The organism is Amycolatopsis pigmentata (assembly GCF_042684065.1).
GTDB lineage: Bacteria > Actinomycetota > Actinomycetes > Mycobacteriales > Pseudonocardiaceae > Amycolatopsis_E > Amycolatopsis_E pigmentata.
Map to the genome: position 1 here is coordinate 268,236 of NZ_JBHUKR010000011.1, position 25,842 is coordinate 294,077.

General features: G+C 67.7%; 26 protein-coding genes. 11 read left to right on the forward strand and 15 right to left on the reverse strand.

Features of this window, described 5'->3' with window-relative positions; all coding sequences use genetic code 11:
- Window positions 1-142: 142 nt before the first annotated feature.
- From ald to rdmE, 7 genes are all read right to left on the reverse strand, one after another.
- A complete protein-coding gene (gene ald, locus ACFSXZ_RS23350) occupies window positions 143-1,246 on the reverse strand; it encodes an alanine dehydrogenase (protein ID WP_378267585.1) in 1,104 nt (367 codons plus the stop codon).
- A 121-nt stretch (window positions 1,247-1,367) separates the two neighbouring features.
- Window positions 1,368-2,120, reverse strand: coding sequence for a hypothetical protein (locus tag ACFSXZ_RS23355; protein ID WP_378267276.1), 753 nt, complete (start codon window positions 2,118-2,120; stop codon window positions 1,368-1,370).
- Entirely contained in the window at window positions 2,117-2,866 is a 750-nt protein-coding gene (locus tag ACFSXZ_RS23360) for a hypothetical protein (protein ID WP_378267277.1), read from the reverse strand. The genes ACFSXZ_RS23355 and ACFSXZ_RS23360 overlap by 4 nt, the downstream gene beginning before the upstream one ends.
- A 43-nt stretch (window positions 2,867-2,909) precedes the next feature.
- A complete protein-coding gene (locus ACFSXZ_RS23365) occupies window positions 2,910-3,590 on the reverse strand; it encodes a Crp/Fnr family transcriptional regulator (RefSeq protein ID WP_378267278.1) in 681 nt (226 codons plus the stop codon).
- Window positions 3,591-3,632: 42 nt separating this feature from the next.
- Entirely contained in the window at window positions 3,633-4,379 is a 747-nt protein-coding gene (locus ACFSXZ_RS23370; RefSeq protein ID WP_378267279.1) for an MOSC domain-containing protein, read from the reverse strand.
- A gap of 104 nt (window positions 4,380-4,483) precedes the next feature.
- Entirely contained in the window at window positions 4,484-6,025 is a 1,542-nt protein-coding gene (locus ACFSXZ_RS23375; RefSeq protein ID WP_378267280.1) for a PucR family transcriptional regulator, read from the reverse strand.
- A gap of 343 nt (window positions 6,026-6,368) precedes the next feature.
- Window positions 6,369-7,925: an aklavinone 12-hydroxylase RdmE gene (gene rdmE / locus ACFSXZ_RS23380; RefSeq protein ID WP_378267281.1), complete on the reverse strand. Its 1,557-nt coding sequence runs from the start codon at window positions 7,923-7,925 to the stop codon at window positions 6,369-6,371.
- A 139-nt stretch (window positions 7,926-8,064) separates the two neighbouring features.
- Here rdmE and ACFSXZ_RS23385 point away from each other — a divergent pair, with 139 nt between their 5' ends.
- Window positions 8,065-8,511, forward strand: a complete 447-nt coding sequence (locus ACFSXZ_RS23385; protein ID WP_378267282.1) for an anthrone oxygenase family protein — start codon at window positions 8,065-8,067, stop codon at window positions 8,509-8,511.
- A gap of 22 nt (window positions 8,512-8,533) precedes the next feature.
- On the opposite strand, the gene ACFSXZ_RS23390 is transcribed toward ACFSXZ_RS23385, so the two are convergent.
- Together ACFSXZ_RS23390 and ACFSXZ_RS23395 are read right to left on the reverse strand one after the other, a co-directional pair.
- Window positions 8,534-9,022, reverse strand: a complete 489-nt coding sequence (locus ACFSXZ_RS23390) for a hypothetical protein (protein ID WP_378267283.1) — start codon at window positions 9,020-9,022, stop codon at window positions 8,534-8,536.
- Between the two features lie 72 nt (window positions 9,023-9,094).
- Complete coding sequence (locus ACFSXZ_RS23395) at window positions 9,095-9,661, reverse strand: SACE_7040 family transcriptional regulator (protein WP_378267586.1); 567 nt, start codon at window positions 9,659-9,661, stop codon at window positions 9,095-9,097.
- Window positions 9,662-9,976: 315 nt separating this feature from the next.
- Between ACFSXZ_RS23395 and ACFSXZ_RS23400 the strand changes: the two genes are divergently transcribed.
- From ACFSXZ_RS23400 to ACFSXZ_RS23430, 7 genes are all read left to right on the forward strand, one after another.
- Window positions 9,977-10,687 (forward strand): SGNH/GDSL hydrolase family protein, encoded by a 711-nt coding sequence (locus ACFSXZ_RS23400; RefSeq protein WP_378267284.1) that lies wholly within the window; start codon window positions 9,977-9,979, stop codon window positions 10,685-10,687.
- 190 nt (window positions 10,688-10,877) lie between these two features.
- Window positions 10,878-11,708: an SGNH/GDSL hydrolase family protein gene (locus ACFSXZ_RS23405; RefSeq protein WP_378267285.1), complete on the forward strand. Its 831-nt coding sequence runs from the start codon at window positions 10,878-10,880 to the stop codon at window positions 11,706-11,708.
- 109 nt (window positions 11,709-11,817) lie between these two features.
- Window positions 11,818-13,404, forward strand: a complete 1,587-nt coding sequence (locus ACFSXZ_RS23410) for a carboxyl transferase domain-containing protein (RefSeq protein WP_378267286.1) — start codon at window positions 11,818-11,820, stop codon at window positions 13,402-13,404.
- A 2-nt stretch (window positions 13,405-13,406) separates the two neighbouring features.
- Complete coding sequence (locus tag ACFSXZ_RS23415) at window positions 13,407-15,353, forward strand: acetyl/propionyl/methylcrotonyl-CoA carboxylase subunit alpha (protein ID WP_378267287.1); 1,947 nt, start codon at window positions 13,407-13,409, stop codon at window positions 15,351-15,353.
- A 43-nt stretch (window positions 15,354-15,396) separates the two neighbouring features.
- Window positions 15,397-16,551 carry an acyl-CoA dehydrogenase family protein gene (locus tag ACFSXZ_RS23420; protein WP_378267288.1) on the forward strand — a complete coding sequence of 385 codons (1,155 nt, stop codon included), beginning with the start codon at window positions 15,397-15,399 and terminating at the stop codon, window positions 16,549-16,551.
- Between the two features lie 80 nt (window positions 16,552-16,631).
- Window positions 16,632-17,399, forward strand: coding sequence for a type I methionyl aminopeptidase (map, locus tag ACFSXZ_RS23425; RefSeq protein ID WP_378267289.1), 768 nt, complete (start codon window positions 16,632-16,634; stop codon window positions 17,397-17,399).
- Between the two features lie 299 nt (window positions 17,400-17,698).
- Window positions 17,699-18,751: an alpha/beta hydrolase gene (locus tag ACFSXZ_RS23430; RefSeq protein ID WP_378267290.1), complete on the forward strand. Its 1,053-nt coding sequence runs from the start codon at window positions 17,699-17,701 to the stop codon at window positions 18,749-18,751.
- Window positions 18,752-18,871: 120 nt separating this feature from the next.
- Here ACFSXZ_RS23430 and ACFSXZ_RS23435 read toward each other — a convergent pair whose 3' ends face one another.
- Together ACFSXZ_RS23435 and ACFSXZ_RS23440 are read right to left on the reverse strand one after the other, a co-directional pair.
- Entirely contained in the window at window positions 18,872-19,333 is a 462-nt protein-coding gene (locus ACFSXZ_RS23435; RefSeq protein WP_378267291.1) for a hypothetical protein, read from the reverse strand.
- Window positions 19,334-19,356: 23 nt separating this feature from the next.
- Window positions 19,357-19,821: a Panacea domain-containing protein gene (locus ACFSXZ_RS23440; protein WP_378267292.1), complete on the reverse strand. Its 465-nt coding sequence runs from the start codon at window positions 19,819-19,821 to the stop codon at window positions 19,357-19,359.
- A gap of 205 nt (window positions 19,822-20,026) precedes the next feature.
- On the opposite strand from ACFSXZ_RS23440, the gene ACFSXZ_RS23445 reads away from it, so the two are divergent.
- Window positions 20,027-20,794 carry a S41 family peptidase gene (locus tag ACFSXZ_RS23445; protein ID WP_378267293.1) on the forward strand — a complete coding sequence of 256 codons (768 nt, stop codon included), beginning with the start codon at window positions 20,027-20,029 and terminating at the stop codon, window positions 20,792-20,794.
- Window positions 20,691-21,026, forward strand: coding sequence for a S41 family peptidase (locus ACFSXZ_RS23450; RefSeq protein ID WP_378267294.1), 336 nt, complete (start codon window positions 20,691-20,693; stop codon window positions 21,024-21,026). Before ACFSXZ_RS23445 ends, ACFSXZ_RS23450 begins: the two co-directional genes overlap by 104 nt.
- A 74-nt stretch (window positions 21,027-21,100) precedes the next feature.
- Here the strand turns inward: ACFSXZ_RS23450 and ACFSXZ_RS23455 are convergent, their stop codons facing one another.
- Together ACFSXZ_RS23455 and ACFSXZ_RS23460 are read right to left on the reverse strand one after the other, a co-directional pair.
- Window positions 21,101-21,448: a carboxymuconolactone decarboxylase family protein gene (locus ACFSXZ_RS23455; RefSeq protein ID WP_378267295.1), complete on the reverse strand. Its 348-nt coding sequence runs from the start codon at window positions 21,446-21,448 to the stop codon at window positions 21,101-21,103.
- A 181-nt stretch (window positions 21,449-21,629) separates the two neighbouring features.
- Entirely contained in the window at window positions 21,630-22,283 is a 654-nt protein-coding gene (locus ACFSXZ_RS23460) for a nuclear transport factor 2 family protein (protein ID WP_378267296.1), read from the reverse strand.
- A 205-nt stretch (window positions 22,284-22,488) separates the two neighbouring features.
- On the opposite strand from ACFSXZ_RS23460, the gene ACFSXZ_RS23465 reads away from it, so the two are divergent.
- Window positions 22,489-23,136, forward strand: coding sequence for a TetR/AcrR family transcriptional regulator (locus tag ACFSXZ_RS23465; RefSeq protein WP_378267297.1), 648 nt, complete (start codon window positions 22,489-22,491; stop codon window positions 23,134-23,136).
- Window positions 23,137-23,189: 53 nt separating this feature from the next.
- Here the strand turns inward: ACFSXZ_RS23465 and ACFSXZ_RS23470 are convergent, their stop codons facing one another.
- Together ACFSXZ_RS23470 and ACFSXZ_RS23475 are read right to left on the reverse strand one after the other, a co-directional pair.
- Window positions 23,190-24,404, reverse strand: a complete 1,215-nt coding sequence (locus ACFSXZ_RS23470; protein WP_378267298.1) for an acyl-CoA dehydrogenase family protein — start codon at window positions 24,402-24,404, stop codon at window positions 23,190-23,192.
- A 9-nt stretch (window positions 24,405-24,413) separates the two neighbouring features.
- Window positions 24,414-25,718 carry an acyl-CoA dehydrogenase family protein gene (locus ACFSXZ_RS23475; RefSeq protein WP_378267299.1) on the reverse strand — a complete coding sequence of 435 codons (1,305 nt, stop codon included), beginning with the start codon at window positions 25,716-25,718 and terminating at the stop codon, window positions 24,414-24,416.
- Window positions 25,719-25,842 lie beyond the last annotated feature (124 nt).

A 25,842-nucleotide genomic window follows, 5' to 3' on the forward strand; every position in this document is an offset into this window, starting at 1 on the left:
GGCGAGCCCCCTGGACCCCCCGCGAGGTGAGTGGGGGATGTTGGAGTGCCGCGAGTTGCGGTGGGTTGTGGGTGCCCCTATGTGGAAGAAGGCGCGTTACCGCGGGGGTCCGTGGTAACGCGCCTTCTTGGGGGTGTGGGGGTTAGGTGAGGGGGGTGTGGGGGAGGGAGTGGGCGGTGGCGACGGCCGGGTTGGTGACGGTGTGGGAGTGGGTGTTGAGGCCTTCGGCGAAGGAAGGGTCGTCGTGGAGGGCTTGGTGCCAGCCCTTTTCCGCCAGGTTGATCGCGTAGGGGAGGGTCACGTTGGTGAGGCCGTAGGTGGACGTCCTGGGAACGGCGCCGGGCATGTTCGCCACGCAGTAGAAGATCGAGTCGTGCACCTGGTAGGTCGGGTCGTCATGGGTGGTGGGGCGCGAATCGGCGAAACAACCGCCCTGGTCGATCGCGATGTCCACCAGGACACTGCCCGGCTTCATCCGTGAAACCAGCGCCGTGGACACCAGCCTCGGCGCCCGCGCGCCCGGGACCAGCACCGCGCCCACGACCATGTCCGCGCGCACGACCGCCTCCTCCACGGCCAGCGCGTTCGAGGTGACCGTCCGGATGCGGCCGTCGAAGTCCTGGTCGATCCGGCGGAGCCGGTCGACGTTGGTGTCCAGCACCTCGACGTCGGCCCCGAGACCCAGCGCGACCCGCGCCGCGTTCAGCCCGGCCACGCCGCCGCCGATCACCACCACACGTGCGGCGTGCACCCCCGGGATACCTCCCGGCAACACCCCGCGGCCGCCGCTCGGCTTCATCAGCGCGTACGCGCCGACCTGCGGCGCGAGCCTGCCCGCCACCTCCGACATCGGCGCGAGCAGCGGCAGCGAGCCGTCCGGCTTCCGCACCGTCTCATAGGCGATGGCGGTGGTACCGGCGTCCAGGAGCGCCTGCGTCAGCGGGCGGTCGGCGGCCAGATGCAGGTAGGTGAACAGGACCTGGTCCGAGCGCAGGTAGCGGTACTCGTCCGCGATCGGCTCCTTGACCTTGAGCAACAGTTCGCCCTCGGCCCAGGTGTCCTCCGCCGTCGCGAGGATCTTCGCGCCGGCACCGGCGTACTCGTCGTCGGAGATCGCGGAGCCGACCCCGGCACCCGTCTCGATGAACACCTCATGTCCACGACCGGTCAGTTCGTGGACGCCAGCGGGGGTCAGCGCCACCCGGTACTCGTGCTTCTTGATCTCACGGGGGACGGCGATGCGCACGGTTTCCTCCTGTTCGCGCTCGCGAGTAACGATCACCACGGTGAGGCAGCCCGGCGGCGCTGTCATCGTTCTCAACAGACAATTCTGTTCGCGTCAGGTGGTTCCCGCACGACAAGCGTGTTTATCGATGCACTCGACCTCCCGGGCAGGACTCACCGGTCGTGAGTTCGCGGGACGCTTCTTCCTCGGCCAGTTCGCCGTCCGCCACCAGGATGGCGAGTTCGGCGGCACGAATGGCCTTCCGCGGCGGGTCACCCGGGTTCAGGTACTTCGCCATGCCGCATTCGAGCGTTGCCGCGACGTCTTGGTCGTGAGGGCGGCTTGCCGCGATGAAGGCCTGTGCCACGGTCCCCGGGTGAGGCGGGCTCAACTCGATGATCGCTCCGCTCACCGCCGCCAGGCGGACCACACGATCGACGACGATCACGAGGCGCGCCTTCTTGTCCTGGATCAGGCGGCAGATGTGGTCGAAGTCGGAGTCGGTCAAGGCGGTCGAGCCCGGACCGGTCGATTCCCAGAGATATCCTTCCCGCTCGCGCAGGTCGTCCGCCTTGACCGTGCACAGGCGCCGCGCGGGATCGAGGCGAACGACCTTTTCGTAACCGGACTCGACCAGCAGGCGCAATGCGGCGGTGCCCCGCCCGCTGCCGACCCCCTGGAGCACGACGACGGCGCGGTTGCCGATCACCCGGCGAGCGTGGCCCATGCCGATGGGATCGATGAACCGGTCGCGAACGTCGGCGAGTTCGGTCTCGCCGGCCGTCGAATGCCGGACCCCGTTCTCGTGCGGCTCCTGATCGATGGTGACCGAGCCGTGGAATTCCCTCGCCTGAAGGCCGTCCATCTCGGCTTCGGCATGGTTGGTGGTGGTCACCGCGGGCCCGTTCCGAAGTTGATGTCGCCGTGGACGTCACCCGCCTGCACGCCGTTCATGGCGCCGAAGACCTGGTTGACCACCTTGCCCGTTTCCGCACGGGCGCGGGTGGCCTCCGCCCTGGCGGAGGCGAATTCCGCCAGGGTCCTGGAATCCAGGCCGGGAACGCGAACCCACGCCATTTCCTTGAATTTCTTCTCCGCCGCCTCGATCTCGACGAATTCGTGACGATGGACGGTCGCCGTGTAGGCACCGCCGAACGCTTCGTGGAAGGCGGATCTGGAAATGATCAGTCCGCTGTTGACCGAGCCGTCCGGACGCTCCCGCAGACAGCGTTCCATCAGCGCCTTGAACGCGCCCGCGTTGAGCAGCCGGTTGAGCCGGATTTTCGGCGCGTAGTAGCCGGTTTCGTCGCCGACCGCGCCCAGTTCGATCGCGATCCGGAGCTTGATTTCGGGTTTGTGGAACCGGTTGTGCGTGGCGGCCAGTTCGTCGAGCCGGGTGGTGAGGTCCAGCATCGCGCCGAGGCGGTGGCCGGGCAGGGTGTAGAGACCGCCGTCGCCTCCTGGTTCGCTGTTCAGGACTTCCCCCGGCGGAATCCCGTTGTCGGTCAGTGCCGTGTGCATCATGCGATCGAGCGCCACCCACAACGCGTTGAGGCGATAGCCCTCGTTGGACGCGGAGTCAATAACGTCGACGCCCAGCAGGGCCCGCGTCTCCGGCATTTCGTCCCGTATTGTCGTCATGGCCAACAGTTTCGGGTGGCGGTCGGCGCGTTTCAACCTGAAATCAGGGATAACGTCGTTTTCCCGGGCGCCATCCGGGCCGCTGCAGCAAACTGGCCAGCAACGCGGGATCGGTGAGGAGATAGCAGAGCCGCCGGGTCCGGATCAAACCGTCGTCGCGCAATGATTTCAGCGCGGCGTCGACCGATTTCGCCGACGCGACCACGGCGCCGGCGAGGTCTTCCTGGGTGTTGCCGCGGACCGCGATGCCTCTTCCTTCGGGGGTGCCGAACTTCTCCGCCCATTCCAGCAACTGCGCGGCTACGCGAGTGGCGACGTGTTGCGAGGCGATGGCGAGCTGCCTGTTGTCCGCCTTGTGCAGCCGCGCTCGCAGGGTGGCATTGACCAGCAGCATCACGTCCCGGTCGCGCTCGAAGAGCCGCCGGAACACCGGCGCCGCCACACGGACCCCCGCGCCGTCATGGAGTGCGACGACGGTGGCGGTGCGCGGACGCCGGTCGAGCACGCCGAGTTCGCCGATCAGCTCACCGGGTCCGTAGGGGCCCGCGACCAGTTGCGCCCCGGTTTGTTCGGACAACACCACCTTCACCGACCCCGACGCTATGAGCACGACGTCATCGCTGGGCGCGCCGAAGGACATCAGAATCTCACCGCGGCGGAAGGAAAACGGTTGCCCCACGCGGTGGAGAATCTTCCTGGCCTGGTCGGCGGTTTGTTCGTCCACCTTCCACATGCTGCCCGGAACACCCGCGCGACAGCCGGGTTTTCACTCGATCGGCCGTGCCGTCGCGGTGTCTCCGATGCCCACCGCGCCGGCGCGGGTGACCCGCATGATCACGCCGAACTTGTTGTCGTGCTTGTTGATCAGCCAGCGTTGCAGCTCGGGCCAGCGCTCGCGCCCGGCGGGATCCCAGCTCGGCACCGCGCACCGGATGCAGGGGCCGGAATCGTCCCCGACGACCTCGAGGGCCACCTCGCCGATCGTGATCGTGGTGCCCGCGCTCCACTGTTCTTCGGCGAAGGCCGGCGCGTCGAGGGACAGGTGCACGTTGGGCCGGAACCGTTCGAGTTCGACCGGCGCGGACAACTCCTGCGCCAACTCGGCGCGGGAGGCCTCCATGGTCACGTGGACGGTCGGGCCACGGTCCTGACTGCCGACCGCGTCGCGGAGTTCCAGCGGAAAGCCGAGGGAACACGCCAGTGCCCCGGCGGTGGTGGGGTCGCTCCACGACCGTTCACCCCCGTCCGGTGTGCGCAGGGCCGGCGGGCCGTCGGGGTCGGCTACGTCCGGGCCGTAGAAGCTGCCCCAGCCGAGCAGGGCGGCGTTCTGCCGGACCGTGAGCACGTGCCCGTCGTGCTTGGGCCTGCGGTCGATCAGGACGTGTGACCGGTCGCCCGCCAGGCCACGCTCGTCGAGCCGGGCCGCCTCGATTCGTTCCCCGGCCAGGGACTTGACCGGCCACCGGTACAGACCGGCCACGGTCCCGTGGAATTCAAGCACTTCCGACCTCATTTCCCGATCCGACCAAAAGTAGGCGGAGACTCCTCCGCGGCCAATCTGCCTTTGGGCACCCGTTTCCGCCGTGGCTGTGGCCGGATGGGGAACGAACGGCACGGTCAGGCCCATCGTAACGAAACGAGCTGAACGAGGAGCGCCAACCGCACGTCGGCGTCGTCCAGGTCCAGCGAAACGATTTCCAGCAACCGGCGCATGCGGTACCGGAAAGTGTTGGGATGGATACGCAAGGCTCCCGCCGCGGCACGCGGATCACCGGGAAAGCGCAACCATTCGTACAACGTGTCGACATATCCGCTGTTGTTTTCCCGGTCGTGCGCGCGCAGTCGTTCGAGCGGGCCCAGATCGGCCACCTGCGCCGTGGCGGCCGCGCTCGCCGCGCGGTGCAGCGCCAGCACGGTCCACAACTCGTCGAAACTGCCGACCGAACCGTCGAGCAGGCCGGCGCGGAGCACGCCGAGCGTTTCTTCGGCCTGCTTCCGGGATTTCGCCAGCTCGCCGATGTCCACCGGCGCGCCGGCGGCCACCCGGTGCGTCCCGGGGCGGTCGGTGAGCGCGGCGCGCAGCTCGGACCAGGATCCCGGCCCGTCGGCGTCCGGAACGACCGCGTAGAGCAGACCGTCGAGCTCCGTGGCGACCGCACGCCTGCCGATGCCCTGCGAAATCCGTTCCAGTAACGCCAGGCGCGAGCCTTCGCCGTCGGTGGGGTCGCTGCCGCGGGTGTCCACGACGACCACGCGGTGCGGTTCGTCGGCCAACTCCAACCCGGCGATGGCCTCACGCGGCCCCGCTTTTCCTTCCAGCACCGCACGGAGCAGCTCAGCCGAGGCACGGCGTTGGGAGTCCGCGTGCGCACGTCGTCGCAGCAGATGCAACGCGACGACGGGAGCGGTGTCGGCGAACGCGGCGGCGCGTTCCTCGGAGACCGGTCCGTCGACCACGGCCCACATCGAGCCGAGCAGTTCGCCGCCCATCCGGATCGGCACGATCAGCCGCGGCAATGTGCCATCCCGTTGTGCCGCGACGAAAATCGTCTGCCTGCCCCGGGACAGCTCACGGAAGACCCCGCGCGACCGGAACCGGGCGAGGACGTCGTCGGGGATGCGACGGCCCATGATCGTGGAAACCCGCGCCGGGTCGGTCAGGTCCTGGCGCGCCGAGTAGGCCAGCACGCGGGAATTGGTGTCCTCGATGGTGACCGGCGCGTCGACCACCGATGCGACCACGTCGGCGAGCCGGAACAGGTCACCGGGGCTGCCCGCCTCCTCACCGCCGTCGTCGGGGGAGGCCGCGTCCAGCACGGTGCGCAGCAGCCAGACCAGTTGCGCCCACGCGGTCGCCGCCCGGACCGAGATCAGCGCGATGCCCGCGGAACGTGCCGCGCGCCGCAGTGCCGGTTTTCCCGCCACCGGCGGTTTCACCAGCACCGCGGCCGCTTCACGTGCCGCGCTCTCCTTCAGCAGGGCGACCGCGTCGGCGACGCCGGTGACGGACACACCGAGCACCAGGTCACCGGCCGCCACCTGAACCGAGCCGGGCTCGGCGATGACCACATCCGCGACCGCGGGGCACGGTTCCGGCAACACGACCGCGTGGAGCAGAGTCGGCCCGACGCGGTCGACCACGCTGCGCACGGAAACCATTCGCGGAGCATACGCCGGGCTGGTGAGGCGAGAACGACCAAGAGTGCCTGGTCGGCCGGGCACCGGAGGGAATCTTCGATGATGCGGCGGATCGTCCGAGGACCCGTGTGACGACAGGCGGTGCCGGTCGACCCGCACCCCGAGTGGTGTCGCAGAACCCGCCTCCGGTGACCGGCGTCCCTACGCCGCTGCGCCTACCACTCGACGTGGCCGGACTTGAGCGACGAATTCACGCTGGTGCAGTAGGCGGTAGCTCCAGTTGCCGCTTTCCCCGCCCCGACGGCGAGAGCGGTCGGCACCAGCGCAACCCGTCTCCGTGCGTTCATTGTCCAGGGGTTTTCCGTCAGCGACAGAGCACGCGGTCGAGAACACCGGAGAGAACACTCGTCCGGTCGTCCACTCCCCGCACCGTCCGCCACGCGACGACACCGTCCGGGCGGACCAAGGTGGCGCCGCCCGGCCCGATTCCGTAGCGGTCCGTGAACAGGCCGTCGGCGGCGGTGAAGTCTTCACCGAGCACGCGAGGGGTGACGACGGGCCGGGCCGAGGCGGCGGCCTCGCGCCAGGCGGGGTCCGCGGTCATCAGCACCCAGCCGTGCCCGAAGAAGTCCGTTGTGGACATTGAAAGGCCGTCGACGGTGATCGGCACGTGCGGGGCGCGGAATCCGGTGCGGCCACTGGGTTTGTTCGGGTTCTCGGTGGGTCGCGGATCGTCGTCGTCGATCACCACGGCCGCCGAACGGCAGCGGTAGCCCAGCGCCAGTTCGATCGGGTCCTCCGGTTCGGGCAGGCCGGTCAGGTCCAGGTCGGTCCGCATGCGCTGCTTCATGTTGTGCAGCGACGCGTTGACCACCATCTCGGCGAACGGCTTGCGTTCGGCCTCGTAACTGTCGAGCAGTCCGGGGCCCGCTTCGCCACGCAGGACGGCCGCGAGTTTCCACGCCACGTCGTGCCCGTCGCCGACCGCGGTGTTCCCGCCCATGCCACCGGTCGGCGGGGTCACCTTGGCGGCGTCGCCCGCGAGGAGCACGCGGCCCGCGCGGAACTTCGTGGCGACGCGTGCGGCGATGTCCCACGCGCCGATCCACCGGATGTCCGGTGCCAGGCCGGGCAGGTCGGTGGCGAGCCGGATCAGCTCGGTGACCCGGTCTTCGGTGAAGTCCTCGACCTTGTCGCCGTTTTCCGGCCGAAGGTCCGTGCCGAAGACGAACCGTCCGGGGATGTCGGTGTTGACCAGCGCACCGGTGAACCGCGGATGCTGGAGGTAGTACAGGTCGGTGATGTCGGGCTGGAGCCGGTCGCCGAGATCGGCGTCGAACACCACGCCGATGGCCTGCCCGATGGTGCCCATGCCCTCGGTGGGGACACCGAGGCGGCGGCGCACCGGACTGCGCCCACCGTCCGCGGCGACCAGGTACTTCGCCCGCACGGTGCCGGTGCTCAGCACGGCGGTGACTCCCTCGTCATCCTGTTCGAACGACACGAGTTCGGTGGAGAACCGCACGTCCGCGCCGAGTTCGCCGGCCCGGGCGAGCAGGACCGGTTCGACCACGTCCTGCCCGGCCATGCCCCAGGGCAAGGCGGTCGCGGCGTCCAGGTCGATCTCGGAAAGGTCTTCGAGGATGCGGTTGAGGACCTTGCCGTTGAGGCTCGACGCGATCGTGATCCGCAGTCCCTGGGACGCCCGCTTGCTCACCCCCAGCACCTTCCGGTCGATGCCGGCGTAGCGGTAGAGCTCCATCGTCCTGGAGCTCTGTCCCGATGCTCTGGGGTGGATCGACGTGCCGGGATGCCGGTCCACCGTGAGGACCCGGATTCCTTGCTGGGCCAGAACCATGGTCGCGGTCAGCCCGGCGAGGCCGGCGCCGACTACCAGAACTTCCACATTCTCTTCAGTCATGTAAGTATCTTAGTTACTGAGATATATTTGGGGCAAGCTTTATTCTGGTGAGAGGTATCTAGCGTTGCTAGTCAACAGAGCGGTGAAAGTGTAGCGTTGACCTGGCAGCTATCAGCGCTAGATTTCAGGAGGAGTCCTCATGCTCAACGGACTGGAGGTGTTCACCACCGTGGTCGTCGGCGTGATGGTGGGGGTGGAGTTCTCCGTCGCCTTCGTCATGAACCGGATCTTCGACGGGCTCCCGGGCGACAGTGGCCTGCGCGCCCACGCCCACGGAGGCCGGATGCTCGGCGCCGTGATGCCGTTCTGGTACATCACTTCGCTCGTTCTGGTCGTGGTCTGGGCCATCGCCGGATGGCACCACCACGGCACCGGCCTCGTCGTCACCGCCGGCGCACTGCTGATCCTCAGCGTGATCATGTCGATCTCACTCCTCGTCCCGATCAACAACCGGCTCAAGACCTGGACGCCTGAGCACCGGCCCGCCGACTGGAAGCGGCAGAAGAACCGCTGGGACCGCTTCCACTACGTCCGCGTCGCGGTCATCATCGCCGCCTTCGCCCTGCTGGTCACTGCCCTCAGCTGAGCCGCGCACCCGGCGACCCGCCCTAGGTGAGAGCTTCGGAAATCCAGGGTGTCAGCGGCAGGGCGCGTGCCTGGCACTCGGTGGACAGCCGGATCGTCCAGCGCAGCGCCTGCAGGACGAGACTGTTGACCTCCTCGGGAGCGGCGTTCGCGAGGGCGATCTCGACCTGCTCCACGGCTGCCTGGCTGTTGCCGTGCACCTCGGCCAGCAAGGTCCGGACCGCCGTGCGGACCGGCGGGTCGGCCTGATCGATCGAAACCTCTTCGCCCGTCTCGTCGAACACCTGCACCTTCACCGGTGCGCTACCGCCGTCACCGAGCGCGGACACCATCGCGCTGCACTCGCCGAACAGCAACAGCATCAACTCGCGCATTTCGGCGGTTTGCGCCGGCTTGTCACGGGCCGAAGGCGCCACCTGGTCGAGGGCTTCGTCGTCGCGGCCGAGTTGCATGGCGACAAGAGCACGCTGCGCCTTCCGCACGAGCTTCCGCTTCTCGGTCACCCGTCCCATCAAACACAGGATTTCCCGCCTCAGCTAGACCGGGTGTTCGTGCGAGGGACCTGGACCGTGTTTTGCCACGCGCTAGACCAGAGACCGGAGCGCGCCGAGGGCCAGGCGCCGGAGAAGGTCCGCCAGTTCGGTGTCATCCAGATGGCGGTTGTACGGCGTCGAGTTGATCAGTCCGAACACCGCGTGCGCAGCCGATCGTGCCTGCCGCTCTCCGGTGCCGGGCACCGCATCGCGGATCGCGCGGACCCACACCTCGACGTATCGCCGCTGGAGCGCGCGGACCTGCTTGCGATCGGCGTCGGTCAGGTTGGCCAGATTGCGCTCCTGGACCACGATCAGCGACGGATGCCGGAGCGCGAAGTCGACGTGGAACTCGACCAGGGCGTCCAGGGTGCGCTCGGGATCTTCCGCGTCGCCGGTGCGAGCCGTGCCGCCGTCGAGCAGGAACTGGCTGATCGAGCTCAGCATCTCCCCGAGCATCGCGTCCTTGCTGCGGAAATGCCGGTACAGCGCCGGGCCCGAGATGCCCACCGCCGCGCCGATGTCGTCGATGCCGACACCGTGGAAGCCATGATGGGCGAACAGGTCCGCGGCGGCGGCGAGGATCTGCTCGCGGCGGCCGGACTTGGCGCCGTTCACGAGCGGGGTGGGGGTCGACACGGTTGTCATGCTATCGGGTCCACGTTAGCGATCGCTAACATCCTGGTCGAGACCCGTCTAAAGTGGGTGTTCCGGTGATTGAAACGCCTGGTAAGCCTTCCGTGAGTTCATCTCTTACGGGAGGTCGGCAACGTGTTGCTTTGCCATTCGTTACCAATCAGACGGCGGTCACGGCGGAAATGGGTCCAGACAAGCAGATCGGCTGCGGACCGTGTCCGCCTACCTTCGGCCGGATCGGTAAAGGCACTCGTCGTCGGCGCGGTCGCCTCGCTGGCGACTCTGGGGTTTGCCGGGGTGGCGGACGCGGCCACCAACTATGTCGCTCTTGGTGACTCCTACTCCTCCGGTGTCGGAGCGGGCAGCTACCTCGATTCCAGTAGCTGCAAGCGAAGCGCGAACGCCTACCCCGAGCTCTACTCCTCATCGTCCGGTGCGGCGCTGAGTTTCCAGGCGTGTTCCGGCGCGAAGACCACGGACGTGCTGAACAACCAGGTCGGCGCGCTCAGTTCGTCCACCAACCTGGTGTCGATCACCGTCGGTGGCAATGACGCCGGATTCTCCACCGTGATGGAGACGTGCGTGCTCGAAGGCGAATCCGCCTGCAAGGACGCCGTGACCAGCGCGGAGGACTATGTCCGGACCACCCTGCCGTCGAGGCTCGACGCGGTGTATTCCGCGATCAAGAGCAAGGCTCCCAAGGCACACGTCGTCGTTCTCGGCTATCCGCACTTCTACAAGATCGGTGGCTCGTGCATCGTCGGCTTGTCCGACACCTCGCGCGGTTACATCAACGGCGGCGCCGACACGCTCGACACGACGATCCAGAAAGAGGCGAGCAACGCCGGCTTCACCTTCGGCGACGTCCGGCCTGCCTTCACCGGTCATGAGATCTGTTCGGGTGATTCCTGGCTGAACAGCGTCACCTACCCGATCGATGAGTCCTATCACCCGACCGCCGCCGGCCAGAAGGGCGGGTACCTGCCCACCTTCAAGTCCGGGGTGTGACGTTTCGGTGCGGGGCCGGTTGTGTTCGATGACCGGCCCCGCACGATCGAGCGCCGTCTTGGTCATCTTCGGGAAAGAGCGTTCCGAAACCCTTCTGCCGCCACGACGCGTCTGATATTCCCTTCCGGGGGGAGATTCCTCCATACGAAAGGGACCCACAGTGTCGAAAAGTTTCAAGATTGGTGCTGCCGTGGCCGTGGCGGCTGCCGCAGCGGCGGCGACATTCGGGCTGACGGGGGTCGCTTCGGGTGCGTCGTTGAACTACGCCGCGCTCGGTGACTCCTACGCCGCCGGGGTGGGCGCCGGCGGGACCGCCGTGGATGCCTCGGATCCCAACAAGTGCCTGAGAAACACGAATGCCTACCCCGAGCTTTACGCCAAAGCGAACAGTGCCACGCTGGACTTCCAGGCCTGCAGCGGCGCGACGACCGCGACCGTGCTCAAAGACCAGTTGGGAAAGCTGAGCTCGTCGACCAATCTGGTCTCGATCACCGTCGGCGGCAATGACGTCGAGTTCACCGACGTCGTCACGCAGTGCGTGGAGGGCTCTCTCACCGGTGGCACCGACGCCGACTGCAAGAAGGCGGTGGACAAGGGCGAGGACATTGCCCGGAACAGCCTGCCGGGGCTCCTCGACAACCTGTACTCGCAGATCAAGAGCAAGGCGCCCAAGGCGCACGTCGTGGTGCTGGGCTACCCGGCGCTGTACGCGCTGGGCAACCCTTCCTGCCCCTTCGCGCCGTCCGACACTTCGCGCGGCTACCTCAACGAGGGTGCGGGCGTGCTCGACGGGGTGATTCAGGCCGCGGCGAAGAAGGCGGGCTTCACCTACGCCGACGTCCGGTCGTCGTTCGTCGGCCACCAGGTGTGCTCGGGCAGCGACTGGATCCACGGCGTGGAGCTCCCCGACATCACGCCGTCGTTCCACCCGAACGCCGCCGGACAGCAGAACGGGTACCTGCCCAACCTGCAGGCCAACGCCAAGATCTTCTACAAGAGCGTTCGCCCGTCGCACTCCTGAAAAACCCGCGTCAAGCTGTCAGCTGAGTAACACCGGGCTGTCTTGCCGCCGAGGTTAGTCGTCGTTAACATCAAGGGTGACGTTAACGACGACTAACACCCCGGTGGTCATGAACGCTCCCACGCTCACCAGTTCCGCCGACCCGCGGAGCGAGGCCTACGCCCGCAACGCGGAGTCGCACGCAGCACTCGTCGCCGAGCTGCGCGAACGCCTGTCGGTCGCGCGGCTCGGCGGCCCCGAGAAGGCGCGGATCCGGCATGTCGAACGCGGCAAGCTGCTGCCGCGTGACCGGGTCGACGCGCTGCTCGACCCGGGCTCACCGTTTCTCGAACTGTCCCCGCTCGCCGCCGGTGGACTCTACGGTGACGAAGCCCCTTCGGCGGGCATCATCACCGGCATCGGGCGGGTGTCCGGGCGCGAATGCGTGGTCGTCGCCAACGACGCCACGGTCAAGGGCGGCACCTACTACCCGATGACCGTGAAGAAGCACCTTCGCGCGCAGGAAGTGGCCCTGCACAACAATCTTCCGTGCATCTACCTGGTCGATTCGGGCGGCGCGTTCCTGCCGAGGCAGGACGAGGTGTTCCCGGATCGTGAACATTTCGGCCGCATCTTCTACAACCAGGCGACCATGTCGGCGCGCGGCATCCCGCAGATCGCCGCCGTGCTCGGCTCGTGCACCGCCGGTGGTGCCTACGTGCCGGCGATGAGCGACGAGGCCGTGATCGTGCGCAACCAGGGCACGATCTTCCTCGGCGGACCGCCGCTGGTGAAGGCCGCGACCGGCGAGGTCGTCACGGCCGAGGAGTTGGGCGGCGGTGACGTGCACGCGCGGTCATCGGGCGTCACCGACCACCTCGCCGTCGACGACGCCCACGCCCTGCGGATCGTCCGGTCCATCGTGGACACTCTGGGGCCGCGCACGCCCAGGCCGTGGGACGTGGTGGCCTCCGAGGAGCCCGCCGTCGACCCTTCGCAGTTGCCCGGGGTCGTGCCCACCGACTCGCGCACCCCCTACGACGTGCGCGAAGTGATCGCCAGGATCGTCGACGGCAGCCGGTTCGCCGAGTTCAAGAAGGAATACGGCGCCACGCTGGTGACCGGGTTCGCGCGGATCCACGGACACCCGGTGGGGATCATCGCGAACAACGGGGTGCTGTTCTCCGAGTCGGCGATGAAGGGCGCGCACTTCATCGAACTGTGCGACCGCCGCGGCGTTCCGCTGGTGTTCCTGCAGAACATCAGCGGGTTCATGGTGGGCAAGGACTACGAGGCGGGCGGGATCGCCAAGCACGGCGCGAAGATGGTCACCGCGGTGGCGTGCGCCCGGGTACCGAAGCTGACCGTGGTCATCGGTGGTTCGTTCGGCGCGGGCAACTACTCGATGTGCGGCCGTGCCTATTCTCCCCGTTTCCTGTGGATGTGGCCGAACGCGCGCATCTCGGTGATGGGCGGCGAGCAGGCCGCGTCGGTGCTTTCCGCCGTCCGCCGCGACGATGCCGGGGACGCCGAGGCCTTCAAGGACGAAATCCGTGCCCAGTACGAGGAACAGGGCAACCCCTACTACTCGACCGCGCGGCTGTGGGACGACGGCGTGATCGAACCCGGCGACACCCGGACGGTGCTCGGGCTCGCTCTGTCGGTCGCGGCGAACGCGCCACTCGAACCCATCGGCTACGGCGTCTTCAGGATGTGAGCATGTTCGACACGGTTCTGGTTGCCAACCGGGGCGAGATCGCCATCCGGGTGATGGACACGTTGCGGCGCATGGGGATTCGCACCGTCGCGGTCTACACCGACGCCGACGCCGGCACCCGCCAGGTGCGCGAGGCGGACGCGGCCCTGCGGATTTCGAGCTACCTGGCCATCGACGACGTGGTGCGGGCGGCCAAGAGCGCCGGTGCGCAGGCCGTGCATCCGGGGTACGGGTTCCTGGCGGAAAACGCCCGCTTCGCCCAGGCCTGCGCCGACGCGGGGATCGTTTTCATCGGGCCGCCCGCGTCGGCCATCGACGCGATGGGCGACAAGATCCGCGCCAAGGCCACGGTTTCCGCCGCCGGGGTTCCGGTGGTCCCGGGTGGTACGGACCCCTCAGCGGCGGACGAGGTGGGTTATCCGTTACTGCTCAAGCCATCGGCGGGCGGTGGCGGCAAGGGCATGCGCCTGGTCACGAGCCCGGACGAACTGGACGCGGCGGTCGAGTCGGCACGCCGGGAGGCCGCCTCGTCGTTCGGGGACGATCGCCTGCTGGTCGAGCGGTTCGTGCCCACCCCGCGGCACATCGAGATCCAGGTGCTCGCCGACGCCCACGGCCACGTCATCCATCTCGGCGAACGAGAATGCAGCCTCCAGCGGCGGCATCAGAAGATCATCGAGGAAGCCCCTTCGGTCCTGCTGGACGAGGCGACCCGCGCGAGGATGGGCGAAGCCGCCGTGGAGGCGGCGCGGTCCGTCGGGTACACCGGCGCGGGCACGGTCGAGTTCATCGTTTCGGCGGAGCGGCCCGGCGAGTTCTTCTTCATGGAGATGAACACGCGCCTGCAGGTCGAGCACCCGGTGACCGAGCTGGTCACCGGTCTGGACCTCGTCGAGTGGCAGGTGCGGGTCGCCGCCGGTGAGCGGCTTTCGCTTGCCCAGGAGGACATCCGCTTCAACGGGCATGCCGTGGAGGCCCGGGTCTACGCCGAAGATCCCGCCCGCGGGTTCATCCCGACCGGAGGCACCGTGCTCGCCGTGGGCGAACCGCGGGGCGTCCGCGTCGATTCCTGGCTCGCGCCGGGCACGGTGGTTTCCTCGAACTACGACCCGATGCTCGCGAAGGTGATCGCCTGGGGACCGGATCGCGCGGCCGCGGTGCACCGGCTCGATCGGGCGCTGGCGGAGGTCGCGGTGCCCGGCGTGGTCACCAACGTGACGTTCCTGCGGGCGCTGCTCGCCGACCCGGATGTCCACAATGGACGTATCGACACCGGGCTGGTCGAGCGAAAGCTGGACACGCTGGTCCGGCACACCGTGGACGAGGAGTTCTTCGTGGCGGCCGCGCTCGACCGGTTGATCGAGCTGACCCCGCAGGGTGACGCGGACCCGTGGGAAGTGCCGAGCGGCTGGCGGCTCGGCGCGCCCGGTGGTGTCGTCTTCCGCTTACGGGCGGGGGAGACCGAGGCCTTGGTGCGGATCGAGGGCACGCCGGAATCGGCGGTGGTCACCGTCGGCGACAGTGAACCCGTTGAGGTTTCCGGCCGGCGCGCCGGGGACAGGCTGGAGGTCCACTACGCCGGGGAGTTCCGGCGCTACCTGCGCGCGCTCGGCGGGGACCTGTGGCTGGCCAGGGACGGTCGTTGCGTGGCGATCGGCGAACGGCCGAACCTGCTTGCCACGCACGGCGAATCGAGCGACGCGGGGCCGGTGACCAGCCCGATGCCGGGCACCGTCCTCGTGGTCAAGGTCTCGCCGGGTGAGCACGTCAGTGCCGGCTCGCCCTTGCTCGTGGTCGAGGCCATGAAGATGGAGCACACGCTGGTCGCGCCGGTCGACGGCGTGGTCAGCCAGTTGCTTGTGCAGGCGGGCCAACAGGTCGCGCTGGACGAGACCCTCGCCGTGGTGACCCCGCACGCCGAACTTCGGGAACAAGAGGAGATCCGGTGATCTTCTCAAGTCGCGCAAGGCCGCGGAGAAAGAGGAAGAAATCATGATCGACTTCCGGTTGACCGAAGAGCACGAGACCTTGAGAAAGACGGTGCAGGACTTCGCGCGTGCCGAGGTGGCGCCGGTCATCGGTGGCTACTACGAGCGCGAGGAGTTCCCGTACGAACTCGTCGAGCGCATGGGCGCGATGGGCCTGTTCGGCCTGCCCTTCCCCGAGTCCTACGGCGGCATGGGCGGGGACTACTTCGCGCTGTGCCTGGCGCTGGAGGAGTTGGCCCGGGTCGACTCGTCGGTCGCGGTGACGGTCGAAGCCGGAGTTTCGCTCGGCGCCATGCCGATCTTCCGGTTCGGCACGGCCGAGCAGAAGGAACGCTGGCTGCCCGCACTGTGCACCGGTGAGGCGCTGGGCGCGTTCGGGTTGACCGAGCCGGGCGGCGGGTCGGACGCCGGCGCGACCAGGACCACGGCGAAGCTCGTCGACGGGCGGTGGGTGATCAACGGGAGCAAGTCCTTCATCACCAACTCGGGCACGAAGCTGACGCGCCTGGTCAGTATCACCGCGGTCACCGGGACGGCGCCCGACGGTGGCAAGGAGATCTCCACCATCATCGTTCCGTCCGGCAGCGAAGGTTTCACCGTCGCGCCGAAGTACTCCAAGGTGGGCTGGAACGCCTCGGACACCCATGAACTGTCCTTTTCGGACTGCTCGGTGCCGGAGGAGAACCTGCTCGGCGAGCGCGGGCGGGGTTATGCCCAGTTCCTGTCCGTGCTGGACGAGGGCCGGGTCGCGATCGCGGCGATCGGCGTGGGCTTGGCGCAGGGATGCGTGGACGAGTGCGTGCGGTATGTCGGTGAGCGCGAGGCGTTCGGGCACCGGATCGGCGAGTACCAGGCGATCCAGTTCAAGGTCGCGGACATGGAGGCGCGTGCGCACACCGCGCGGCTGGCCTACTACGCGGCTGCGGCGAAGATGCTGCGTGGGGAGCCGTTCAAGAAGGAGGCCGCCATCGCGAAACTGGTGTCGTCGAACGCGGCGATGGACAACGCCCGCGACGCGACCCAGATCTTCGGCGGCTACGGTTTCATGAACGAGTTCCCGGTCGGCCGGTTCTACCGGGATGCCAAGATCCTCGAGATCGGCGAGGGCACCAGCGAAATCCAGCGCGTGCTCATCGCCCGTGCCCTCGGGCTCGGCTGAGGGCCCTCCACCGGTTGTGCGGTACCCCTTCGCCGGGCGGAGAGGGTTACGGTATAAGTATACCGGTGTGGGGTGAGAGTGTGATCGAGATGAAGACCGAGGCCGAAGTGGCCGTCATGCGCGAGGCGGGTCGTGTGGTCGCGACGGTACTGCACGCGGTCCGTGACCACGCGGCGGCCGGGACGAGCCTGCGGGAGTTGGACGACCTGGCGGCGAACATGCTCGCCGACGCCGGGGCGAAGTCGTCGTTCCTGAACTACCACCCGAACTGGGCGCCGATGCCCTATCCTGGGGTGCTGTGCACGAGCGTCAACGACGCCGTCGTCCACGGCATCCCGACCGAGTACCGGTTGCGCGACGGCGACCTGATGAGCGTCGACTTCGGTGCCTCCGTGGACGGCTGGCACGGTGACGCGGCGATCAGTTTCGTGGTCGGCAACGCCGAGCAGGCCGACCTGGACCTCATCGCGACCGCCGAGGAGGCACTCGCCGCGGGGATCGCCCAGGCCAGGCCGGGAAACCGGATGGGCGACATCGGGCACGCCATCGGCGTCATCGGGCGTGCCGCCGGGTACGGGCTCACCGCCGATCACGGTGGCCACGGCATCGGGCGCGCGATGCACGAGCCGCCGCACGTGCCCAACGAAGCCCCGCCGGGCAAGGGGCTGACGCTGCGGGCGGGCATGGTCTTCGCCATCGAGCCGATGTTCACCGCGGGCGGCCGCGACGACTACCGGTACGGCGAGGACGGCTGGACGATCCACACCATCGACGGCAGCCGGGCGGCCCACGTCGAGCACACCGTCGCGGTGACCGAGGACGGCCCGCGAGTGCTGACCGTGCCATGATCACCATCCGGTCCGGTGGTGAGCCTGATGTCTACATTGGACGGTTGGGGTCCGGACTTCGCCCGTGACCGCACGCGTGAACGTGGTGTCGGCCTGCTGCGACCAGGGATTCACCCCGACCGTCGAGGTTGCGGTGAAAAACACCACGGTCCAGATCTTCGAAGAACGGCTGTGACATTGTTGTCGGCTCCGTGGCGGGCAAGGCAGGATGGCCGCATGGCGAAATCCCGACTGGCGCGGACACCGTGCGGCAACCGGAAACCAGCCTGGGCCGAGTACGAGGCGAAGGTCGGGAAGCCGTGACTCTTTCCCTGTCCCCGGGAAGCCTGGCGGCCGCCGCGTCGAACGTGGCCGGGAAGCTGCGTGGCGGGCTGGCGGACCTGCGGCCGGTGCCGCGGGTGCTCATCGACCAGGGCCCGAACCGTTCCGTCTACCGGATGTCGACGCCGGTCGAGCCCTCCGGTGGCCCCGTCCTGCTGGTGCCACCACTGGCCGCGCCGTCGCTGTGTTTCGACCTCCGGCGGGGCTGCAGCCTCGCCGAGCATCTGGTCACCGGCGGTCGTGCGACCTACCTCGTGGACTACGGCACGGTCGCCTTCGCCGACCGTGGCCTCGGGGTCGAGCACTGGATCGACGAGGTGCTGCCGCGCGCCATCCGGAAGGTCAGCGAGGACGCGGGAGGCGCCCCGGTGCGGGTGGTCTCGTGGTGCCTCGGCGGACTCTTTTCGCTGCTCGCCGCCGCCGATCAGCCCAGCCTGCCGCTGGAGTCGATCGTCAGCATCGCCTCACCGGTCGACTTCACCGCCATCCCGATCGTCGCGCCGCTGCGCCCGTTGATCGACCTGACCGGCGGCTACCTGCTCACCCCGGTCTACCGGCTGCTCGGCGGAGCGCCGGCGTACCTGGTCGGGCGGGCGTTCTGGGCGACCGGAATCACCAAGGAGATCACCAAGCCGCTGGCCATCCTGCGCAATCTCGACGACCGGGACTACCTCGCGCAGATCGAGGCGGTCGAGCACTTCATGGACCACATGATCGCCTACCCCGGCCGCACCTTCGGCCAGCTCTACCACCGGTTCTTCCGCACCAACGACCTGGCCGAGGGTTCGGTCGACCTCGGCGGCCGGGTCATTTCGCTGTCCGGGGTCAAGGTGCCCACGCTGATCATCGCCGGGGAGGACGACGTCCTGGCCCCGCTGCCGGCGGTCGAGCGCCTCACCGACCTCCTGGAGAACGCGCCCCTGGTGCGGTTCGAGTCGGCCCCCGGCGGCCATCTCGGCGTCCTCACCGGCCGCCGCGCGCGGGAAACCACCTGGCGTCACATCGACGAGTTCCTCGACACGGCCGTCTGATCGGCGTGCCCGGCGCGTCGAGTGTGACGCCGGCGTCGGCGGCCATTCCGAGGTTGGTGATCACCTCGTGAAGGTAAGAAACCGTGCGTCTCTGCCCGGGCTCCGGCCTCGCCGTTCGTGTCACTTCTTTTTGCTCGGCCAGATCCTGTGATGCGGGTCCCACCAAAGCGCGTAGAAACGTGCTCCCGCGCGGAAGCCATACAGTCGCCGTTCTCCGGTGATCTGGAGACGGCTGATTTTGTCGCGATCGTCGTATTCGAGCTCTTCCAGCCGTCGGCGCGCACGAGCGTTCGGGAGCGTCGGTATTTCGTAGTCCTTCCCGATCTTGCCATCGTTGCTGAATACCTGGAACAGGGTCATGCTCTCGATGGAGCGTATGCGATCGAGAAGGCAGCGGTGATCTTCCGCCGTTATTCTGGTCAAGCACCATTCACAGTCGAGGTCAACTCGGCTGAAGAGGATTATCAGTTTATCCGCGGCCATGCCGGGCGTGAATTCCCGGCGAAGCTTGCGGTCGTCGGGCACGAGAGCGACGACATCCGAACGGGGATTCCGAATGTTCTTCGGCAGAACCGTTGCCATCGGCGCACGTTTGACGCGCTTTGTCATACTTCCTCGGCGGCCGTACTGGTCAAGCTGTCGTAGTACTCGTACATGGCGGCACGGCTGATCACCGCGCTGCCTCGCTGACCGTCATCGAGTCCGGCAGCTTGCCGCGCGTCTTTCCACGGGGGTTCAAGATGGGTCAACTCGCTCAGCCAATGCGCCGGTTTGTTGCCGTAAGAACGCAAGACGATGTCGATGGTTTCTCGTTCGCTTTCGGTCAGCCGGGCGGGGTCACCACCCAGTGTTTCGCCGGCCTTGAGTTCCCAGCGCTGACGATGCGCCCGATACAGCTCTGGCACCACGGGGCCGTTGGCCCACGCCTCGATACGCTCCTCGAAAAGTGGCTCTTCTTCCCATACCAGATGCCAGGCCTGGCTGTAGTACACCAACTTCTGAAGTTTCATCGCCGTCATCGGACCACGCTGGGCGAGAATGTACGCCGCCACATCATGTGCGCTCGCCATCGCGTTCTCCCCTTTCGCGCTCCACGTTGTCCACGCACCTCTCCACCGCGTTACGGTGAGACTTCTACCATCTCACATGACCGCGGTTGTCTCCCACGGTCATCTTGACCGCCTCAGCGTAGAACGCGTGTTCGAGGAAACCTAGAGATGCTTGCCTTCTTCATCCTTCCGTGTGCATCTCTGGTAACGGGGTTATCGTGTCGGTGTGGGGACTGGGGCCGGTCGGCGCTCGGCGTTGACAGTGTTCGTGCTGGTGGTGGTGCTGCTCGGCGTTGTCAGCGCGGCTCCGGCGGCCGGACCTGAGGCGGCGGCGAGGTATCTCGATTTCGCGATCGCATTGTTACGGGAGAACGCGCTCGATCGGGGCAAGGTCGATTGGCCGGTCGTCGAAACACAGGCGCATCGCATGGCCGGGCGGGCCAGGACGACGGCGGACACCTATCCGGCGACCCGGTATGTCATCCAAGCCTTGGGCAATCCGCACACAATGCTTCTCACGCCGGAGGAAGCCCGTGCCGGTGACGCGTCCTCCATCGTCTTGCCCACCGCGGGAATGGTCGATCACGACATCGCGATGCTCACCATTCCCGGCCTTCTTTCTCCCGACCCCGCCGATGCCCGGCGCTATGTAGAAGCGGGTATGACCGCGGTTCGTGCGGTGAGCGATAGTGCTCGCTGCGGCTGGATCGTGGATCTGCGGCACAACGGCGGCGGGAACATGTGGCCCATGGTCACCGTGCTGGCGCCGCTGCTCGGCAACGGCACGATCGGTCATTTCGTCTCCGCCGACGGCCGCAGGACGACGTGGAGCCTGAGTGAAGGACGCGCGGCTGGACGGCACCGACATGGTCGCCGAGGCGAACCCGCTGATGCTGACCCATCAGGACCCACCGGTGGCTCTCCTTACCTCGGGCGTCACGGCAAGCGCCGCCGAAGCGGTCCTCGTCGCGTTCCGTGGTCTGAACCGCGCTAGGACCTTCGGTCGTCCGACCGCGGGATTCGCGACCGGCAACACGATTTTCCCGCTCAGCGACGGAGCGGTGCTCGTGGTGACCGAGGTTCGTGACGAGGACCGCACCGGGACGCTCTACGGCAATGTCCCGATTCCGCCGGACCAACCGCTTCCCGAGGACGCTACGGCAGGCGAGACCGTTGCCGCGGCGCAAGCCTGGCTTCATGCTCAACCAGGATGCCGCGCATCCTGAAGTAGCCGCTTGCCTGTGAACGCAATCCGGTGGCCGTCTGATCGGCGTGCCTGGCGCGCGGTGGGGGTGGGTGTTCAGGTGTTCTCTTCTTCCATGGCTACTGCGAAGCCGAAGGCGCGCAGGATTTTTCCTGCGGCTGAGGCGACTTTCGCGGTGCCGACGATGGGTGAGATGGCGATGAGTACGCCTCTGGCTTCGTCGAGTGTGACGCCGGCGTCGGCGGCCATTCCGAGGTTGGTGAGGTAGGAGACTGGTGCGGCGTCCAAGGCGACGAGTGCGGCGACGCGGGTGAGGAAGTAGGTTCTTTGGTCGAGGCCGGATCGTTCCATGGTGTCGAGGTTGATTTCGACGAGGCGTTCCAGGACGGGTGCGTCGCCTTGTGCGACACCGGTCAGGGTTTCTTGTGGCGCGGCTTTGGTCATGATTCCTCCTTGGCCCTGCTGCCTGCTTGGACAGGGTCCAGGGTCGCAGCGATCGCGCGGCGTGCATCACCTCGTGAAGGTGAGAAACCGCAAGGGGGAACGAACAAGCAGGTTGCGGTCGAGTTGGATGGCCCGGTGCGGGGCGCTATCGACTGGTAGTGCCCCGCACCGGGCCGTGGGTTCAACCTTTGGCTACCGCGGAGGCCCAGTCGATGTTGATGCCGAGTTGGGTCCACAGGTCGGAGTAGCCGACGTAGCAGTTGAACTTTTCGATTTTGCCGTCCTTGAGGTACCAGAAGTCGGCGGTCGGGACGTCGATTTTCGCGCCGTTGGGCTGGACGGTGCCGGCTGGGGTTTCCAGCGTTCCGGAGAAGGTGCCCTGGATCGAGAGTTCGATGCTGATCACGTCGCCGCTGACGGTGATGCGCTTGAGGTCGCGGTGGACGTCGGGGAAGAGGTGGTGCATCTTGTACAGGACGTCACCGAGCGTGTTGCCCTTGTAGGTCTGGCCGGCGACGACGTCGGTGAAGACGCCGTCGCCGGCGAAGTTTTCGACGAACGTGGGGACGTCCATGCTGTTGCCCTCGGCCGCGTGGTACTGGGCCAGGACGACGGCGAGGTTGGCCCGCTCACGTTCGGTGAGGTGGCTGTTGGCCAGCGGCAGCGTGGACAGGTCGCGAGGACTGAGGTCTGTGGGGACTGCTCCGCTGGTGACGGTGTGGGCCTGGGTGCCGGCGGGGTTGGCGGCCCGTGCCGGTCCCGCGGTGATAGCGAGACCACTCAGGCCGACGAGGGTGGCCGCAGCCGCGATCATCTTCACGCTAGCGATCTTCATTGCCGTGTTCCTCCTGCTCCGGCGCCACCGCGGGGGACCGAGCCACCCGCGGCGGACTACAAAATCAAACGATTGCTTGATGTGTATGAGCGTAGGAGTGCCGCCGCGGAGATGTCAATCAAATGCTTGAGTTACGTGGTCGTGCCCACTTGTCGGGCCGTAGCCAGGGTCCAGCCCTTGACGAAGATATTAATCGAGTGTTTGAGTGACTTCTGTGGTGCGTGCGGAGAAGAAGGATCTGCGCCGGGAGACTGGGCGGCGCACGCGGGACGGCCTGCTGGCGGCCGCCCTGGAGTTGCTCGCGCAACGCGGCGAGGAGGGCGTGACACTGCGCGATATCACCGATATCGCCGGAGCCAACGTCGCCGCGGTGAGTTACCACTTCGGGTCGCTGAAGGCGCTGTGCGACTCGGCCATCGAGCAGGCGCTGGAACAGTATCTGGACGCGCAGATCCGGGCCCTCGACGCCCTCGGCCCCACCTCGACGCTGCAGGAGCTGGCGGCGGCGTTCGCCCAGCCGATGGTGCGCGCCCTGGCGGCCGGCGGACAAGACCTCGCCGTGATGCGGGCTGTCGCGCGCGTCAGCGTCGGCCCGCCCCAGGGATGGGAGCGGCTGGACGACAAATTCGACCAGACTCGCCGGATCGCCCTCCGCGTGCTGACGGCCAACCTCCCCGGAACCGACGAACACGAACTGATCTTCCGGACCCGATGCGCGGCCGGCCTGCTGAACTGGCTCGCGATGGCACCCATCGGCACCGAACTGGCCGCCATGCCCGCCCGGCAAATCGAACGGCAACTAGTCCCCGTCGTGGCCGGGGCATTCCAAGGGGCCACCACCGCCGGCCAGTGAGGCGGACGCCGATGGCGGGGGCTGTATGTCCCCAATTGAGGTGGCCAGCACCGTCACTTCAGTTCGGCCGAGGTTTTCCCGAGCACTCGCCTGGCCACGATCAGCTGCTGGATCTGTTGGGTGCCCTCGAAGATGTCCAGAATCTTCGCGTCACGCGCCCACTTCTCCAGCAGGGACTCCTCCGTGTATCCGAAGACGCCGGCGAGTTCGACGCAGCGCAGGGTGATGTCGACGACCGAGCGACCTGCCTTCGCCTTCGCCATCGAGGCCTGGAGTGAGTTCGGCTTGCGGTTGTCGGCCATCCAGGCGGCTTCGAGGGTGAGCAGGTGGGCGGCCTCGTAGTCGGCTTCCAGTTCCAGGTAGGCCGCGGCGGCCGCGTGCTGGTGGTTGGCCGGCTTGTCGTAGTCGACGGTGATCCCGGCTTCCTCGAGGATCCGGGAAGTCTCCTCCAGCGCCGCCCGCGCCAGGCCGACGGCCATCGCCGCGACCAGAGGGCGAGTGTTGTCGAAGGTCTTCATGACCCCGGCGAATCCCTTCTGGGATTCGATCTCCGGGCTGCCGAGCAGGTTTTCCTTGGGGACACGGCAGTTGTCGAACCTGAGTACGGCGGTGTCGGACGCGCGGATGCCGAGCTTGTGTTCCAGGCGCACGACCTCGAAGCCCGGTGTGCCCTTCTCCACGACGAAGGACTTGATCGCCCCGCGGCCCTTGCTCTTGTCCAGGGTCGCCCAGACGACCACGGCGTCGGCTCGCTGGCCGGAGGTCACGAAGATCTTCTCGCCGTTGAGCACGTAGTGGTCGCCGTCGAGTTTCGCGGTCGTGGTGATCGCGGCCGAGTCCGAACCGCAGTCCGGCTCGGTGATCGCCATCGCGGCCCACGTCTTCGCGAACCGCTTGAGCTGGTCTTCGTTGCCCACGGAGGCGATCGCGGCGTTGCCGAGACCCTGGCGGGGCAGGGAAAGCAACAGCGCCACGTCGCCGTAGCACATCTCGATCGTGCCGAGCACCGTGCTCAGGTTGCCGCCGTTGCGGTTGCCGCCTTCCTTCTCCTTCTTCGCGGAGTCACCACGGACGCCGGAAGCGCCCGCGCCGCCTTCACCGGAGGAGTTCAGGCCGTCCAGGACCTCGGCGAACATGTCCAATTCGGACGGATGAGCGTGCTCGGCCCGGTCGTACTTACGGGAGATCGGGCGGAACACGTGGACGGCGGCCTGGTACGCCTGGTTGATCAGCGCGGCCGCTTTCTTCGGAGGTTCGAGATTGATCATGTCACTTCCCTAGAGCAGGACGCAGCCTTCGAGGATGGCGATGGCGCGCAGGTCGCGGTACCAGCGTTCGACCGGGTGTTCCTTGATGAACCCGTGCCCACCGAGCAGTTGCACGCCGGCGCTGCCGATCCGCATTCCCTTGTCCGCGGCCAGTTTCCGGGCCAGCGCGACCTCGCGGGCGTAGGGCTTGCCCTGCTCGGCCCGTGCCGCCGCGCGCAGGGTGACCAGCCGCATCCCTTCGAGTTCGATCGCGATGTCGGCGACCGAGAAGGCGACGGCCTGCCGGTGACTGATCGGTTCGCCGAAGGCCTTGCGCTCGTTGACGTAGGGGATCACGTAGTCGAGCACGGCCTTGCCGGTGCCGCACGCCAGCGCGGCCCAGCCCAGCCGGGAAAGCCGGACGGCTTCGGTGAAGACGTCCGGGGAAGCGCCGCCGAGCAATGCGCCCGAGGGCAGGTCGACCTTGTCGAGATGGAGCGCTCCGGTCGCCGCGCTTCGCAGGCCCATCGCGGGCTCAGCGGAGACGGTCACTCCGGAGGTCGAAGACTCGACCAGGAACAGGGCGGGCCGGTCGCCTTCCGGGCCTTCCAACGCGGCCGAGACGATGAACAACTCCGCCTGCGCGGCGCGCGGTACCAGCGATTTGACGCCGTCCAGCCGGTACCCGCCCGGAGTGCGGCGGGCGCGCGTCGCGGGCTTGAACGGGTCGAACAACGGCTTGGTTTCCTGAAGCGCGAGCGCGGCCGCGGGCACGTTGTCGCCGACGAACGCGGGCAGGTAGTCGGCCTGCTGCTGCGCGTCACCCCACAGCACCAGCGCGCTACTCACCGCGGACGGGGCGAGCACTGCCAGCGCCAGACCGAGGTCGCCGTGCGCGAGGGACTCGGCGATCAGCGCGGAGGTGACCACGGAACGTTCGCTGCCCGCACCGCCGAGTTCTTCCGGGATGCCCAGCAGCGTGACGCCCAGTTCGGCGGCCCTGCCCACCAAGCCGTCGGGAGGCGTCAGCTTCGCGTCCGCCTCGGCGGCGGCCGGCCGGAGCTGCTCGGCGGCGAACTCGGCGACCGTCTCCACGATCATCTGCTGTTCTTCGGTCGGGGTGAGGTCGAACAACCCCTTGTCCGCCGCCTCCGCCGGCCGCGCCGGCTGGCCGGCCGTCCTCGTGGAGGAGAACGTGCGGCTGACCGCGCCCGCCGCACGGAAACCGTTCCGGGTCGCCGAGCCGACGAGATGCTGGAGCGGTTCGCGAAGTCCGGCGCGCGCGAGCGTCTTGCTGCCCGCGAGCCGGGTGAGCGCGGCCAGGCCCAAGCCCATCGCGTCTCGTTTTCGCCCGGGTGTTGCCGATCCGACCGAAAGCAGGCGGATGCGGTCCGCAGCTGAGCTGCTCGTGGACACCCTTTTCCGCCGTGACTGCCGTCGGATTGGTAACGAACGGCGC